Consider the following 14,383-nt stretch of genomic DNA (forward strand, 5'->3'; position numbering starts at 1 on the left):
TTCCTGCGCAGAAGGTAACGACAAAGGGCTTTAGTTTGCGCGCGACCGTTTGGATTGGCGGTGTATTGCGCCCCTTTGTGGAGGAAGCGTCGCGAAGTGGCTGACGTCACAAAGGGGCGCAATACACCGCCCGAGTGGCTGTCAGTGGGTGCGGAAGTCGGGGAGGTGCTGCCACTGGTCCAGCGGCTCGTCCGCCTGCTGAACCTCGGTTACTTTCGCGGACGGCGGTCCATCGCGCAGCCACTCGGCCAGTTCGTCCACCTTTGATTCCGGGCCCAGGGCCAGGACCATCACGTTGCCGTCGGGGAGGTTCCTGGCGCGCCCGCGCAGACCGAGACGGTGCGCGACGCTGGCGGTGCTGGCGCGGAAGAACACGCCCTGCACGCGTCCCGAAACGATGTAGCGGCGGCAGACCTCTCCGGACATGGGCGGAAATTCTACCCGCTCGGCGCCGGCCACGGGAGCCTCGACCGCCGCTTCGGCCATTCCGCGAGGCATTAGAATCGGTCGCCTGGCGAAAATCGGATAAATTACATGGGCGGCCAGCAATCCTTCCGCGAAACCTTCGCCCAGGGCGGGTCGCTGCTCCAGGGTGGTCCCCTGTTCAACCGCGAACGGGCGGAAAAGGTACTGAAGGAGGAATCGCTTGCCGGGCTCATCGTCGCCGAGCCCCTCAACGTCTTTCACCTGACCGGCTACTGGCCGCAGCTGGGCAAGATGGGCTTCGCGGCGCCCAGCATGGCCTTGCTCTCTGCCGACCCGAAGAAGCCGGTGGCGCTGGTCATGCCCCAGTTTCTCCACTACTACGTGTACGCCGACGCCCACTTTTCCGGTGACGTCGAACCCTGGCTCTACACCCACCGGGCCGTCAGCGGAACCGCGATTGAGGGCGATTACGACGAATCGGCGACCGGCGCGCTTCACGTTTACCGGGACAAGGGCGATGTCCCGATGGGCGAGTTGGAACTGCATCGGCGCGCAGCCGTGGAGGCGGTTACCCAGCGGCATGGCGTAAGCGCCGAACGCGAATTCACGATGGTCAAGGCGGCGCGAGCGCTGGACATGACCGGCGGGCGAATCGGCGTCGACCACATGGCGATCATGGCCATGCTGGAGTCCTCGCCGCTGTCGGCCGTCGCCGTGCCGGCGGACAACACCCTGCGCAAGATCCGCCTGGTCAAGTCGCCGCGCGAAATCGAACTCATGCGGCTGGCCGCGCAGGCCAACGCCGAGGCCGCGCTGGCCGCCGTCGGCACGGTTCGCGAGGGAGCGACCACCCAGGAACTGAGGGCGGCGTTCTTCTCCGAGGCCGCCGCCCGCGGCAACGCCGGCGTGTTCATGGCCATCGACCGGATGATCACGGAAGTGGCGGACTTCGAGTTCAGCGACGGGGCCGCTTTCTTCGTGGACTGCGTCAGCAGCGGCTGGCACTACCACGGCGATTTCGCACGAACCATTTTCCTTGGCGAACCCGCCGCGGCGATGCGCGACGCCACGCGCGCTATGCACATCGGCTGGGAGGCGATTCGCGAACGACTGCGCCCGGGACTGCGCTATTCGGAAATCCCGCCGATCGGCCAGAAGGCCGTGCGCACCGCCGGGCTGGACTTCGACATCCCATTCTCGCCGCACAGCGTGGGACTCACCCACACCGACGAGCCGGGCCAGCACGGGCGGCCCTACTGGGTCAAGGACGACCTGACGCTGGAGCCCGGGATGATCCTCAGCGTCGACTGCCCGGTCCTGAACACCGGAATGGGCGGCTCGGCCCACATGGAAGACCTGAGCCTGATCACTGCCGACGGCGCCGAGCCCATCCACACGATCACCGACCCCGTCATCATCGTATGACGCCCCGGCAATGACCAGCGAACTCAAGATCCTGGTGGTGTATTACTCGGTGAAGGGCGCTACCGAAGCCCTGGCGCGCGCCATCGGCCGCGGCATCGAAATGACGTCCGACTGCGAGGCCGTGCTGCGCGCCACACCTCCGGTCGCAGCGCAGTCCGGCGAGGCCATGCCCGCCGTCCCCGAGAGCGGCGCACCCTATGCGAGCAAGGACGATCTGCGCGATTGCGCGGGCCTGGCGCTCGGCAGTCCCACGCGCTTCGGCGCCCCCGGCGCGCCGATCCAGCATTTCCTGGACGGACTCGCGGCGGAATGGGTCTCGGGCCTGCTGGTGGACAAGCCCGCCGCGGTATTCACGTCGTCGAACAGCATGCACGGCGGCCAGGAAGCCACGCTGCTGTCGCTGGCCGTACCCCTGATGCATCACGGCATGCTGATCACGGGCATCCCCTACACCGTGCCCGAATTGCGCAAGACCACGTCCGGCGGCTCGCCGTACGGCGCATCGCACGTCGAGCGCACCAGCGCAAACGGCCTCACCCAGGACGAGAAAACCCTCGCCGAAGCCCTCGGCCGGCGCCTCGCCCAACTCGCCCGTACCCTCCACAAATCCTGACTCGCTCTCGGGCGGTGTATTGCGCCCCTTTGTGACGTCAGCCACTTCGCGACGCTTCCTCCACAAAGGGGCGCAATACACCGCCAATCCAAACGGTCGCGCGCAAACTAAAGCCCTTTGTCGTTACCTTCTGCGCAGGAACGTCGCGGAGTGGTTCCAGCGCAGAAGGTAACGACAAAGGGCGAAGGACGCGCGCCATAGTGAGATAATTGCGCGCGCCGTTGGATAAGCGGCGGAAATCACTCCCGAGAGACTGAAGTGCAAGACCTGCGCAACATCATCGAAGCCGCGTACGAACAACGTGCGGAACTCGCGCCCGACAGAGCGCCCGCCGAACTGCGCGCGGCCATCGACGAGGCGATCGGCTTGCTCGACCGCGGCGAGGCGCGCGTGGCCGAACCTGCCGAGGACGGCTGGCAGGTCAACGAGTGGCTCAAGAAGGCCGTGCTCCTGTATTTCGCGGTGACGCCCAACCGCGAGATCTCTGCCGGGCATACGCGTTACTTCGACAAGGTCCCGCTGAAATTCGCCGGCGGCGACATCGAGTCGTCCGGCGTGCGCGTGGTGCCCGACGCGCAGGCGCGGCGAGGGGCCTACATCGCGCCCGGCGTCGTGCTGATGCCCAGCTACGTGAACATCGGCGCCTACGTGGACAGCGGCTCGCTGGTCGACACCTGGGCCACGGTGGGAAGCTGCGCCCAGATCGGAAAAAACGTGCACCTTTCCGGGGGAGCGGGCATCGGCGGGGTGCTGGAGCCCCTGCAGGCCACACCCACCATCATCGAGGACGACTGCTTCATCGGCGCGCGTTCCGAGATCGTGGAGGGCGTGGTCGTGGAGCGCGGCGCGGTCATCGCAATGGGCGTGTATATCGGGCAGAGCACCCGCATTTACGACCGGGCCCGCGACGAGGTCCTCTACGGACGGGTGCCCGCCGGGTCGGTCGTCGTTCCGGGCAGCCTGCCGGACGGCAAGAGCCGGGCGCAGCTCTACTGCGCCGTCATCGTCAAGCAGGTGGACGAACGCACCCGCAGGCGCACTTCATTGAACGAGTTGCTCCGCGATGGCTGAATCCCGCGACCAGCGCACGATCGACCTCGCCCTGGAGTTGATGCGGCGGCCATCGGTGACCCCCGCGGACGGCGGTTGCCAGGAACTGATCGGCCGCATGCTGGAAGAGGCCGGCTTCAGCGTCGAGCACATGCCCTTCGGCAAGGTCTCCAACCTGTGGGCGCGGCACGGCGGCGATTCGCCGGTGCTGTGCTTCGCCGGCCATACCGACGTAGTGCCCCCGGGGCCGCTGAAAGACTGGGACCACGATCCGTTCGAGCCGGAACTCAATGACGGCTGGCTCAAGGGCCGGGGCGCCGCCGACATGAAAACCGGCATCGCGGCCATGGTCCGCGCCGGGATCGACTTTGCCGACGAACATCCCGAACACCGCGGCTCGCTGGCGTTTCTCATCACCAGCGACGAAGAGGGCCCGGCCAGGGACGGCACCCGCCGCGTGATGGACACGCTGAGCGCCCGTGACGAAACGATCGACTGGTGCGTGGTGGGAGAGCCATCCTGCTCGGAACAACTCGGCGACACCCTGCGGGTGGGGCGGCGCGGGTCTCTGAGCGCCACCATGACCGTCCACGGCGAACAGGGCCACGTCGCCTACCCTGCCCTGGCGCAAAACCCGATTCAGAGCTTCGCCCCGGTGCTCGCGGACATGTACGCGACGCCGCTCGACGAAGGCAACGAGCATTTCCCGCCGACCGGCTTCCAGGTCGTGAAGGTGCAGGCCGACGCGGGGGCGACCAACGTGTTCCCCGGCAAACTGGTAACGCGCTTCAACTTCCGTTTCACCAACCAGTGGAAGAGCGAGCAGATCAAGCAGTGGGTCGAGGACCTGCTCGGCCGCCACGACATCGAGTACGAGATCGAATGGCGCCCCGCCGGCGAGCCCTTCTTGACCGCCCACGGCCCGCTGGTCGAAACCGCCCGCGACATCGTGCGCGAGCAGTGCGGGATCGATCCGGAACTGTCCACCGGCGGCGGCACTTCCGACGGGCGATTCATCGCGCTGCACGGCGCCGACGTGGTGGAATTCGGCGTGATCAACCGCACCATCCACCAGGTCAACGAGCGGGTCCACGCCAGCGACGTCGAAGGGCTCAGGCGCGTCTACGCGCGGATCATGGAGCGGCTGCTGCTCGAACAGGCGCCGGAGTAGGCCGATGAACGTGGGTTTCATCGGCGTCGGCACGATTACCGAGGCGGTGGTCACGGGCCTTTGCGAGGCGGAGGTCCCCGGCCTTTCGATTGTCCTGTCGCCAAGGAGCGTCGATCGTTCGCGCAAGTTAAGCGAGCGCTATGCCGCCGTCGAGGTGGCAGCCGATAACCAGCAGGTGCTGGACCGCTCGGAGCTGGTTTTCCTCGCCGTGCGTCCGCAGGATGCCGGCGATGTTCTTGGCGTGCTCAACTTCCGGCGAGACCTCAAGGTCTTGAGCTTTATCGCAACGATCAGTTCCGGGGAAATCGAGCGCCAGGTCAGCCCCGCCGCGTTCCTCGGCCGAGTCGCGCCGGTGCCGCCGGTGGCGCGGGGCGCCGGCCCGATTGCGATGTGTCCGCCGAACCGGGAACTGGCGGATTTCCTCGACCCCATCGGGACCGTGATTGAAGTTTCGGATGAGGCGCAGCTCGACGCGTTCTTCTCGGTTTCGGCGCTGATGGCGCCCTATTTCGAGTTGCTGGAGTCCGTTTCGTCCTGGCTGCGCGCCCAGGGTGTCGATCCGGTTGAAGCGGACAGCTATACCGGCTCGCTGTTTCGCGGTATCGCGGAGAAATCGACCCAGCCGAAAGGCGAGGGCTTTGCCGATCTGGTCGAGGAGCACGCAACCCGCGCCGGAATCAACGAGCAACTCCGCCGCGAGCTGATTGCCGCCGGGCTATACGACCGGATCCAGGCCGGCCTCGACCTCATACAGTCGCGGATGCAGGGCCGCGCCACGCTGCACGACACCCTCGACCTTGAGTAGCCCCAGGTGTCAGAACATGTCCCAGGGGTAGGACATCTCCGAATCGACCGCGGCCAGCACCTTTCCGGCAGTCGCGTTGTCGTCCAGCGCATCGACGATCAGGCCGGCCAGGTCGCTGCGGTTGATGATGCCTTCGGTTTCGCGGCTCTCGCTCAGGTAACCGTTGCCGGTGGGCTCTTTGGAGCGGAGCGCGCCGGGACGGATGATTGTGTAGTCGAGGCCGCTGGCCATCAGGTGGTCTTCGGCCTGCGTCTTCAGCGGCAGGATTTCCCGCAGGAACACCCGGGCCAGCCAGGGCGCCGCATAGTGGCTGTCGCCCGAGCCGATGCTGGTCACCAGCACCATCCGCCGCACGTCGGCCGCCTCGGCGGCGTCGAAGATATTGCGGTTGCCCAGGAAGTCCGGGCGCGGATCGCAACTGAAGCAGCCAACCGTGGTGATGACCGAGGTGTAGTCGCCGCCGTCGAAGGCGGCCTGCACGCTTTCCATGTCCAGCGCGTCGCCCACTGCGTAAGCAACGCCCAGCGGCTCCAGCCCGGAACGGTCCGACGACGGGCGGACAAAGGCCGTTACCCGGTCGCCGCGTCCCGCGAGGATCTTCGCAACCTCCAGCCCCGTGTTCCGGGTGCCGCCGAACAGCAGCACATGGTGGCCCCCCTCGGGAGCCGCGTCGGCCTCCATTTCGAAGACGGGGTACTGGGTGGTTCTAAAGGACAGCAAGACCAGAACGGCGATAACCGCAAGGACGATGAGAATAATGCGTTTTTTCGTCATGAGAAGGCCTCTTTCGGATGAAACCGGTCAGCCCGGGAACTGGGCCACGCCGGAGAGTGAGTTTGTTTGCCCGATGTTGCTGCTTCGGACGACTTCCCCGGTTTCCCGGCTGATGATCACGACCTCGCCGGTGAAGAAGTTGCCCACGATGATTCCTGAGCCGTCCACGGTCGGCCCCGAGGCCGCCCACCCGGGACTGCGCATGTCGTAGTAGCGGAGCGTTTCCCCGCTGTCCTTGTCGAGCACCACCAGGCCGTTGCCGGTGCTGATCAGCAGCGATCCGTCGAGCATGGGCATCAGCGTGAGGACCATGAAAACGTTCTCGTCTTCGTCGAACACCCTCAGGTCCGGCAACTGCCGGTCGTTGGCCAGGTCGTACTGCATGACCCGGTTGCCGGTCTCGGACAGATAGACCATCCGCGTGTCGTCGTCCGTAAGCACGGTCGATGTCACGCCGTGGATGCCGACCACGCCGCCGTGCGTGTCCGAATGGAATTCCCTGAGCAGCCGCGCGTCCGGGCTGAACTTGAAGATGTTGCCGTCGCCGATCACGTCGCGGCCGGTCAGCAGGTTGAACACGGTGGTATTGGTGGGAATGGTCGTGTTGGGCCCCTGCAGGTGCTCCCCGAAATACAGGCTGCCGTCGCGGGCGAAAGTCACGCTGCTCAAACTGCGCTCCGAAAAGCTGCGCACCGGCTTCTGCACGCCGTCACGGCCGATTTCCACCACCGCGGGCGTTCCCTGGGCAAACGCCCACAGCGTGCCGTCCGGCGCGAAATTCAGGCCGCCGATCTTGTGCGTCGTGCCTTTTGTGTAGAGCTCGCCCTTGAGGTTCAGTTGGGCGTCGTACTGGAAGATGCGCCCGGTGCCCATGTGATCGTCGGTGGGATGGTCCATGATGGTGGACGCGACGAAGATGTCGCCCTTGACGAAGGGCTGAAAGGTGTTGTCGCGCTCCTCAGCGGCGCCGGCCAGTCCTGCCGTCAGGGCCAGCGCGGGCGCCAATGCCAGGACCCTCGAATACGGATTGCGGCTCAGCATTACATTTTCCCCATAGAGTCGGTGTCCCCGGAGGGGTATCCTGCCTCAAACGTACAGCGGATTACCGGAAACTCGCCCGAACCGCGGAAGTCCCAGATTTGATTGTCCGGCACGCGCTCGTCGGGATCGATAAAGCCGTTACCGTTGGCGTCGCAATAGGCATCGATGAGTCCCAGGAAATCGCCGGGCCGCGGCGCCCATCCACTCTGTTCGGCGGTCAGTGCGCCCAGGTCTGAAGCGCCTGCGGAATAGGACATCGCGGACCAGAAGTTGCCGTCCTCCTCGCCCTCCACCGTGAACCCGGAAATCCCTCCGGAAGCGCCCTCGCTCGATACCGGCCCTGCCGCGTAGCTCATGCGCACGCTGCCGTTGTTGCGCCCCACCAGCCCGCCCACGGCATCGCCGCCGAAAACGGCGCCGGCAGCGTAGCTGTTGCGCACCTCGCTCAGGGAATTGAACCCCACGAGGCCGCCGATATTGCTGCCGTCGCCCTCGACCGCCGCGATCGAAAAACTGTTGCGCACCTTGGCGTCGGTGTTCATTCCCACCAGGCCGCCCAGGTCGTTGCCGCCAATCACCTGGCCCGTGGAATAGCTGCTCAGGACCAGGCCGAAGGTGTTCAGCCCCACCAGGCCGCCAAGGCCGCGGCTGCCCGATACTTCGGCGTTGGACCGGCTGAAATAGACGCCTCCGCGCACGTCGCCGATCAGCCCGCCCACCGCCTGGTTGCCCGACACGGTGCCGGCCGACTCGCTGTAGGCCACCAGACCGCCGCTTCCGCCCACCAGAACGCCGAGCGCCAATTCGCCGGCCACCTCGCCCTCGGCGCGGCAGCGGTAAACCGTGCCGAAATTGCTGCCCACCAGCAGGGCCACGCCGCCGCGGCCGATCACGACTGCATCCTCAAGCGACAGGTTGCGAACGGTGCCCTGCGCGCCCAGCACGCCGATCAGGCCGATCCCGCTGCCCCCGGGCCTGGAGATCCGCAGTCCGCGGATCGTGTGTCCCCCGCCGTCGATTACGCCCTGAAATCCGAACCGGTCCAGCGTCACCATGCAGTTTCCCGCCGGCCCGCAGTCGCCTATCGGTTCGAAGTTGCTGACGGAAGATGCGTCGAGGTCGCGCGCCAGGCGGTAGTTGCGCGCCATGCGCACGGCGCGCTCCAGCGTGGTGGGCTTGCCTTCGGCGCCGCCGAAATTGCCGATGGCCTCAAGCTGCCGGATGTCGCAGATTTCGTAGAAGCCGTCTGCGTCGCTGTCGAGAACGAACTCGCCGGCATCGTCCGGGGCGGCATCGTAGGCGTCCGCCAGCCCGTCGCCGTCGCGGTCGGAATCCGCGCTCCCGGACAGGCTCGCGCAGGCCGCGTCGCCGATCTGGCCGGAGGCCTGCGCCGCATCGCGGACCGCCTGCGCCAGCATGCTGTTGTAGCGCGCGATGTGGTCGCTGTGATCAAACTTGGGCGGTCCCGCCGGCCCGCGGGGCGGACCACCCTGTTGGGCGCCCGCGGGCGGTCCGGCGGCGTCCGGCGCCCCTTCCTGCGTGCGCTCCCATATTTCCCGCGGCGTCAGGTAGCCCGGCTGGCTGGCGTAGTAGGCGGCAATGTCCTCGAGGTCCTGGTCAGTTTTGTTAAGCACCGATCCACGCATGAGCGAGTGCGAGCGCCCGCCGTCGCGATACTCCTTCAGCGATAGGAACAGGTAGCGCTCGTGCTGCCCGCCGATCTTCGGATTGATCGGCGACGGACTGTAACCGTCCTGCCCATGACAGGCGAAGCACTCCCGGGCCAGCCGCTTGCCCCGCTCGACGTCGCCCTTCGCCCAGGCCGGGGGTCCGGTCAGAAGCCCCGATATCGCGATGACGACAGCCAGGGCTGCGGCGAAATATCCGGGCATGCTTTCGGCCTCCCGCAACTACGGCTTCGCCTCGGCCGAAACGGCTTGCCGCCATTGGGCCATCAGGGCTTCGCCACTTTCCGGCCCGGCAGCATAGCAAAGGCCGAGATCGAGCAAAGGCTTGAGCCACGGCTGCGCGCTGCGGGTCCAGATGTGGCTGGTAGGCATGATGTTCGACGTGTCGTCCAGGGTTCCGGCCTTGACGCTCAGTGTACGGCTCTTTCCCGTTCTTATTCCCCCGCCCCAGTGGTAAAGACGCGTGCCGCATCCGCTGCAGAACGCGCCGAACTTTTCACGCCCCGAACTCCCGCGCGCGCCGAAAACCGAGGGTTTTTCCCCCGTGAACTCAATATCGTCCTCCGGAACCCACATCGAAATCCCGAACGCACTTGAAGACTGCTTCTGACAGTCCTGACAGTGGCATGCATACAACGCAACCGGCTCGCGCAAGAGACGGAATCGTATCGCGCCGCACTGACAACCGCCTTCCTGTCCAGCATCTATCGACATGATGAAGACTCCTCCCGCGTGGGCAATCACGCTCGGATTCTCCCTGATTGCATCCAGGGCGTGCAATCGCTAAAATCCGCGCTCCTTGCGACGAGAAAAAAACGTGCCCAGCGTACGGATAAAGGAAAACGAAGTTTTTGATGCGGCGTTGCGCCGCTTCAAGCGCGCCTGCGAGAAGGCCGGCATCCTGGCCGAGGTGCGCCGCCGCGAGTTCTACGAGAAGCCGACCCAGGTGCGCAAGCGCCAGAAGGCCGCCGCCGTCAAGCGCCAGGCCAAGCGCACCAGCCGCGAACAGAACCGCCGCCGCCGCCTCTACTAACCCCTCCCCCACAAAAACCTGATTCCGCGCGGAGGAAGCACCGCCAGGTTTGGGCGTGCGCGGCGGATGGTGCAATATTCGGGTTTATGGCGGGGCCGATTCCAAGAGAGTTCATCGACGATCTCCTCGATCGCGCCGACATCACGCAAATCATCGGCGAACGCGTCAAGCTGAAGCGCGCCGGCCGCGAATACAAGGGGTTGTGCCCGTTCCACAACGAAAAGACCCCGTCGTTCACCGTCGTCCCCGCAAAGGGCTTCTTCCACTGCTTCGGATGCGGCGCCCACGGCAGCGCCCTGAGCTTCCTGATGCAGCACGACCGCCTCGACTTCCCCGCCGCAGTCGAGGCGCTGGCCGACCGCTACGGCCTGGAAGTGCCCCGCAGCGGTCCGTCCCGGCCCTCCGGCAAGGGCCTGTATGAACTGCTGAACGGGGCGGCCCTGCACTACATCGAAGGACTCAAGGCCAGCACCCCGGCCAAGGACTACCTCAAGGGCCGCGGGCTGACCGGAAAGATCGCGCAAGCCTTCGGGATCGGATACGCGCCCGCGGGCAACGGCGTCCTGGCGCGCTTCGGCCAGACGGACGACGACCGCCGCAGGCTGGTCGACGCCGGCCTGGCGCTCAAGGGCGATTCCGGCGAGCACTACGATCGCTTCCGCGACCGCATCATGTTCCCGATCCGCGACCGCCGCGGCCGCGTCACAGGGTTCGGCGGCCGGGCGATGGGCGACGTCCAGCCGAAATACATGAACAGCCCGGAAACGCCGGTGTTCCACAAGGGCCGCGAGCTTTACGGATTGCACGAACTCGGACGGCGCAAGGTCGACCGCTGCGTGCTTGTGGAAGGCTACATGGACGTGATCGGGCTGGCCCAGCATGACGTACACGGCGCGATGGCGACACTGGGAACCGCCGTCACCCCCCAGCAGCTCACGCTGCTTTTCCGGATTTCGCCCAGCGTCGTGTTCTGTTTCGACGGCGACCCGGCCGGGCGCAGGGCGGCCGAGCGGGCGATGGAGCGGGCCCTGCCCGAGATGCGCGGCGGCCGCCAATTGAGTTTCGCTTTTCTACCCGAGGGCGAGGACCCCGACAGCTACGTGCGCTCCGAGGGAGCGGAAGCCTTCAACCAGGTGCTGGATTCCGCCACGCCGATGTCCGAGTTCCTGATGCAAACGCTTTCGGCGCAGTGCGACCTGGCCACCGCCGAAGGACGCGCGCGGGTGGCCGAACTGGCGCGGCCGCTGATCGGCTCCACGCCCATCGGCGTGTACCGGGACCTCCTCGTGAACCGTCTGGCTGACGAGGTGCAGCTTCCGCGCGAGCGCCTGGGACAGCTTCTTGAGACTTCCGGGCGCCAGCGCGCTGCCGTACGCCGACCGGCGCCGGGAACGCTGCGAAACGATCCCTGGGGCAACCTGGCCGGATCCCTGGCCGGGCTGCTGCTCAATTTTCCGGAAATGGCTGCGGACGCCGATCCCCTGCCGGAATTTCAATACCTGAAGGAACCCCGGGTCGGCCTGCTCGCGGAAATCTTCGAAACGGCGCGCTCGACGCCCGGAATCAGCCCGGTCAAGCTTGTCGAGCGCTATCGCGAACGGCCCGAACATGGCCTTTTGTCGCGACTTCTGGCAAGGGAAACCGAGCTCACCCCCGAACAGGCCAAACGTGAGTTCGCGGAGGGCGTCGCCAGGATGCAAAGGGAAAATTCCATCCGCGAAATGGCGGCCCGCACTCCCTCCTGAGGCCGGCGGCAAACGAAACGCACGGAGAATCCGAAATGGCGCAGAAAATCTACTTGGCTGTCGTGGGCGGCATCTTCGTCGCTTCGGCCGTGTTTGCACTTATCGATCCGCACACCCTGGGGGCGGCCATGGGTATTGCAGCGGCGGACCCGTCGGGCGTGACCGAGATACGCGCGACCTACGGCGGCCTGGTGGCGGGCATCGGACTGCTGATGATCTCCGGTGTGTGGTCGCCGCGACTGGCGTTCGCCGGTCTGGCCTGCGCGGTGTTCGGCGTCGGCGCCCTGGCGCTGACCCGTCTGCTTGCCGAGGTCTTTGCGGGCGGGCCAGGAATCGCCTTGAACCAGGGCCTGGCGACGGTATTTGAACTGGTTGTCCTGGCGCTGGGCATATTGTTCCTGCGGCGGACGCTCAGGGAATGACAGGCGCCCGGGCGAATGCGGGCGTTGAATTCCCTTGAGACGGTTCCCACATCCCTGGCATCAAGGAATGCAGGCAGGGCGCCGCTGCCGTTTCCCTGCTTTATGAACCGTGAAAAATGAGCGATAATTGTTCGATTAACCCTCCCGGAGGCACGCGCCGCACATGACCGCCGGAACCACCACACAACGAACGCGCCAGAGAAACTGGCTGAAAAACCTCATTTCGCTGGGACGGCAGCGCTCGTACATCACGCACACGGAACTGACTGACCAGCTCCCCGACGAGATCGTCGAGATGGAGCAGATCGAGGAGATCATCAACGTGCTGCGCGACATGGACATCAAGGTGTACGAGGAGGACGAGGTTCCGGATGCGGACACCCTGGCGCTGACCGAAGGCGAATCCACCGACGAAGGCGACGTGGACGAGGCCGAGGACGCGATCAGCGCGTTCGAGGTCGAACTGGGCCGAACCACCGATCCGGTGCGCTTGTACATGCGCGAGATGGGTTCGGTGGAATTGCTGACCCGGGAAGGCGAAATCAGCATCGCCCGCCGCATCGAACAGAGCCGCAGCGAAATCAAGCGCCTGATGGCCTATTACCTGCCGTCCGTGCAGCACCTGCTGGACCGCTTCGAGGAATGCCGCGCCGGGCAGATGAAGCTGAGCGACCTGGTGGCCGGGATCATCGATCCGGACGAACCCGAAGACCTGCGTCCCGCCGCGGAGCGCGACCCGGCGGACAACGCCGCCCGCAAACAGCCGCCCGACCCCGTGGAACTGGAAAGGCGCCTTCTGGCGCTCAGGGCCCAGTGCGCCCGCGTGCATCGCGCCCTGAAGCGGGTGCGCCAACAGGAACTCAAGGCGCAGAACGGCGGAGATCCGGAGCACTTCGTGCTGTCCTGCCGCAATCTGAACCGCACCCAGCAGATCATGAGCCGCATGCTGCTGGAGTTGAAATTCACGCCGCGCGCCTTCGACGGCATGCTGGGCGCGCTGCATACCACCATGCGCGCGCCGTCCGACGACCAGGATGCGCTTTATCCCTCTTCCGTCGCGGGCTGCGAAAAGCGGCTGCGCCACATTTACGTCCGCAGGGCGAAGGTTCCGGTCAGGAGCTTCAAGGACTACTTCGCCAACGAACCGAGCAGCGACGGATGGCTTGAGGAGCAACTGTCCAGCGAGGAATACGGCCCGAAGCTGGCGCCGTACGCCGAGGAAGCGCGGCAGCTCACGCGGCGGCTGCGCCGGGTGGAGGACCAGTGCTGCCTGCCGATCAACCGCTTCAAGGCCATCCCCAGGGAAGAGAACGGCAAGGCGATGGCCCGGGGCATCAAGGAGCTGTACCGGGAGATTTCCCACAACGAACTCAAGGCCAAGGACGCGAAGAAGGAAATGGTCGAGGCCAACCTGCGACTGGTCATTTCCATCGCCAAGAAGTACACCAACCGCGGCCTGCAGTTCAACGACCTGATCCAGGAAGGCAATATCGGGCTGATGAAGGCGGTGGACAAGTTCGAGTACCGCCGCGGCTACAAGTTCTCCACTTACGCCACTTGGTGGATCCGCCAGGCGATCACCCGCTCGATCGCCGACCAGGCGCGCACGATCCGGGTGCCGGTCCACATGATCGAGACGATCAACAAGCTGAACCGCATTTCCCGGCAGATGCAGCAGGAAATGGGCCGCGATCCCACGCCGGAGGAGCTGGCGCAGCGCATGGAGATGCCCGAGGAAAAGGTGCGCAAGGTGCAGAAGATCGCCAAGCAGCCGATTTCGCTGGAAACACCCTTGAGCGAAGACGAAGATTCGCACCTCGGCGATTTCATCGAGGACCAGAACGCGACTTCGCCGATGGACGTGGCGACCACGCGCGGGCTTGAGGAAACGATGCGGGACGTGCTGGCGACGCTGGGGGCGCGCGAGGCCAAGGTGCTGCGCATGCGCTTCGGGATCGATATGAACACGGACCACACGCTGGAAGAGGTCGGCAAGCAGTTTGACGTGACCCGCGAGCGTATTCGTCAGATCGAGGCCAAGGCGTTGCGCAAACTGCGCCATCCCTCGCACGCGGAACGCCTGCGCAGCTTTACGCAGGAAGAGTAGTCCCGGAGCGATCCCGCCCTTTCTTTGCCCCCCTCCTCGTTGGAGACGCCATCCTGGCTCGATTCTAGCTGTCCCTGCTTGTC

14 protein-coding genes are annotated in these 14,383 nt (G+C 65.7%); 9 read left to right on the plus strand and 5 right to left on the minus strand.

Annotation, left to right across the window (positions count from 1 at the left end; translation table 11 throughout):
- Window positions 1-141: 141 nt before the first annotated feature.
- Window positions 142-426 carry an acylphosphatase gene (locus tag F4Y72_12535; protein MXZ29113.1) on the minus strand — a complete coding sequence of 95 codons (285 nt, stop codon included), beginning with the start codon at window positions 424-426 and terminating at the stop codon, window positions 142-144.
- A 108-nt stretch (window positions 427-534) separates the two neighbouring features.
- Between F4Y72_12535 and F4Y72_12540 the strand changes: the two genes are divergently transcribed.
- The 5 genes from F4Y72_12540 (at window position 535) to F4Y72_12560 (ending at window position 5,490) form a co-directional block, all read left to right on the plus strand.
- Window positions 535-1,851, plus strand: a complete 1,317-nt coding sequence (locus F4Y72_12540; protein ID MXZ29114.1) for a M24 family metallopeptidase — start codon at window positions 535-537, stop codon at window positions 1,849-1,851.
- Between the two features lie 10 nt (window positions 1,852-1,861).
- On the plus strand, window positions 1,862-2,464 hold the full coding sequence (gene wrbA, locus F4Y72_12545) for an NAD(P)H:quinone oxidoreductase (protein MXZ29115.1): 603 nt from the start codon (window positions 1,862-1,864) through the stop codon (window positions 2,462-2,464).
- 258 nt (window positions 2,465-2,722) lie between these two features.
- Window positions 2,723-3,535 (plus strand): 2,3,4,5-tetrahydropyridine-2,6-dicarboxylate N-succinyltransferase, encoded by an 813-nt coding sequence (gene dapD / locus F4Y72_12550; GenBank protein MXZ29116.1) that lies wholly within the window; start codon window positions 2,723-2,725, stop codon window positions 3,533-3,535.
- Complete coding sequence (gene dapE / locus F4Y72_12555) at window positions 3,528-4,685, plus strand: succinyl-diaminopimelate desuccinylase (protein ID MXZ29117.1); 1,158 nt, start codon at window positions 3,528-3,530, stop codon at window positions 4,683-4,685. The genes dapD and dapE overlap by 8 nt, the downstream gene beginning before the upstream one ends.
- Window positions 4,686-4,689: 4 nt before the next feature.
- Complete coding sequence (locus F4Y72_12560) at window positions 4,690-5,490, plus strand: NADP oxidoreductase (GenBank protein ID MXZ29118.1); 801 nt, start codon at window positions 4,690-4,692, stop codon at window positions 5,488-5,490.
- A 9-nt stretch (window positions 5,491-5,499) separates the two neighbouring features.
- Here F4Y72_12560 and F4Y72_12565 read toward each other — a convergent pair whose 3' ends face one another.
- From F4Y72_12565 to F4Y72_12580, 4 genes are read right to left on the minus strand one after another with little or no spacing between them, the layout of a single operon-like run.
- Window positions 5,500-6,264 carry an SDR family oxidoreductase gene (locus tag F4Y72_12565; GenBank protein ID MXZ29119.1) on the minus strand — a complete coding sequence of 255 codons (765 nt, stop codon included), beginning with the start codon at window positions 6,262-6,264 and terminating at the stop codon, window positions 5,500-5,502.
- A 27-nt stretch (window positions 6,265-6,291) separates the two neighbouring features.
- Window positions 6,292-7,305, minus strand: a complete 1,014-nt coding sequence (locus F4Y72_12570; GenBank protein ID MXZ29120.1) for a hypothetical protein — start codon at window positions 7,303-7,305, stop codon at window positions 6,292-6,294.
- Window positions 7,305-9,197: a cytochrome c gene (locus tag F4Y72_12575; GenBank protein MXZ29121.1), complete on the minus strand. Its 1,893-nt coding sequence runs from the start codon at window positions 9,195-9,197 to the stop codon at window positions 7,305-7,307. Before F4Y72_12575 ends, F4Y72_12570 begins: the two co-directional genes overlap by 1 nt.
- An 18-nt stretch (window positions 9,198-9,215) precedes the next feature.
- A complete protein-coding gene (locus F4Y72_12580; protein ID MXZ29122.1) occupies window positions 9,216-9,737 on the minus strand; it encodes a GFA family protein in 522 nt (173 codons plus the stop codon).
- 73 nt (window positions 9,738-9,810) lie between these two features.
- On the opposite strand from F4Y72_12580, the gene rpsU reads away from it, so the two are divergent.
- The 4 genes from rpsU (at window position 9,811) to rpoD (ending at window position 14,300) form a co-directional block, all read left to right on the plus strand.
- On the plus strand, window positions 9,811-10,026 hold the full coding sequence (gene rpsU, locus F4Y72_12585; protein ID MXZ29123.1) for a 30S ribosomal protein S21: 216 nt from the start codon (window positions 9,811-9,813) through the stop codon (window positions 10,024-10,026).
- Between the two features lie 86 nt (window positions 10,027-10,112).
- Window positions 10,113-11,771 carry a DNA primase gene (locus tag F4Y72_12590; GenBank protein ID MXZ29124.1) on the plus strand — a complete coding sequence of 553 codons (1,659 nt, stop codon included), beginning with the start codon at window positions 10,113-10,115 and terminating at the stop codon, window positions 11,769-11,771.
- Between the two features lie 35 nt (window positions 11,772-11,806).
- On the plus strand, window positions 11,807-12,193 hold the full coding sequence (locus tag F4Y72_12595) for a DUF4345 domain-containing protein (protein ID MXZ29125.1): 387 nt from the start codon (window positions 11,807-11,809) through the stop codon (window positions 12,191-12,193).
- 163 nt (window positions 12,194-12,356) lie between these two features.
- Window positions 12,357-14,300, plus strand: a complete 1,944-nt coding sequence (gene rpoD, locus F4Y72_12600) for an RNA polymerase sigma factor RpoD (GenBank protein MXZ29126.1) — start codon at window positions 12,357-12,359, stop codon at window positions 14,298-14,300.
- The last annotated feature ends 83 nt before the right edge of the window (window positions 14,301-14,383 follow it).

Source organism: Gammaproteobacteria bacterium (genome assembly GCA_009838035.1).
GTDB lineage: Bacteria > Pseudomonadota > Gammaproteobacteria > Steroidobacterales > Foliamicaceae > Foliamicus.

Bases quoted from the DNA above. Each gene is read 5' to 3' on its own strand.
- F4Y72_12535 (MXZ29113.1), bottom strand. From the start codon at position 426: ATGTCCGGAGAGGTCTGCCGCCGCTACATCGTTTCGGGACGCGTGCAG.
- F4Y72_12540 (MXZ29114.1), top strand. From the start codon at position 535: ATGGGCGGCCAGCAATCCTTCCGCGAAACCTTCGCCCAGGGCGGGTCG.
- wrbA (MXZ29115.1), top strand. From the start codon at position 1,862: ATGACCAGCGAACTCAAGATCCTGGTGGTGTATTACTCGGTGAAGGGC.
- dapE (MXZ29117.1), top strand. From the start codon at position 3,528: ATGGCTGAATCCCGCGACCAGCGCACGATCGACCTCGCCCTGGAGTTG.
- F4Y72_12560 (MXZ29118.1), top strand. From the start codon at position 4,690: ATGAACGTGGGTTTCATCGGCGTCGGCACGATTACCGAGGCGGTGGTC.
- F4Y72_12565 (MXZ29119.1), bottom strand. From the start codon at position 6,264: ATGACGAAAAAACGCATTATTCTCATCGTCCTTGCGGTTATCGCCGTT.
- F4Y72_12570 (MXZ29120.1), bottom strand. From the start codon at position 7,305: ATGCTGAGCCGCAATCCGTATTCGAGGGTCCTGGCATTGGCGCCCGCG.
- F4Y72_12575 (MXZ29121.1), bottom strand. From the start codon at position 9,197: ATGCCCGGATATTTCGCCGCAGCCCTGGCTGTCGTCATCGCGATATCG.
- F4Y72_12590 (MXZ29124.1), top strand. From the start codon at position 10,113: ATGGCGGGGCCGATTCCAAGAGAGTTCATCGACGATCTCCTCGATCGC.
- F4Y72_12595 (MXZ29125.1), top strand. From the start codon at position 11,807: ATGGCGCAGAAAATCTACTTGGCTGTCGTGGGCGGCATCTTCGTCGCT.
- rpoD (MXZ29126.1), top strand. From the start codon at position 12,357: ATGACCGCCGGAACCACCACACAACGAACGCGCCAGAGAAACTGGCTG.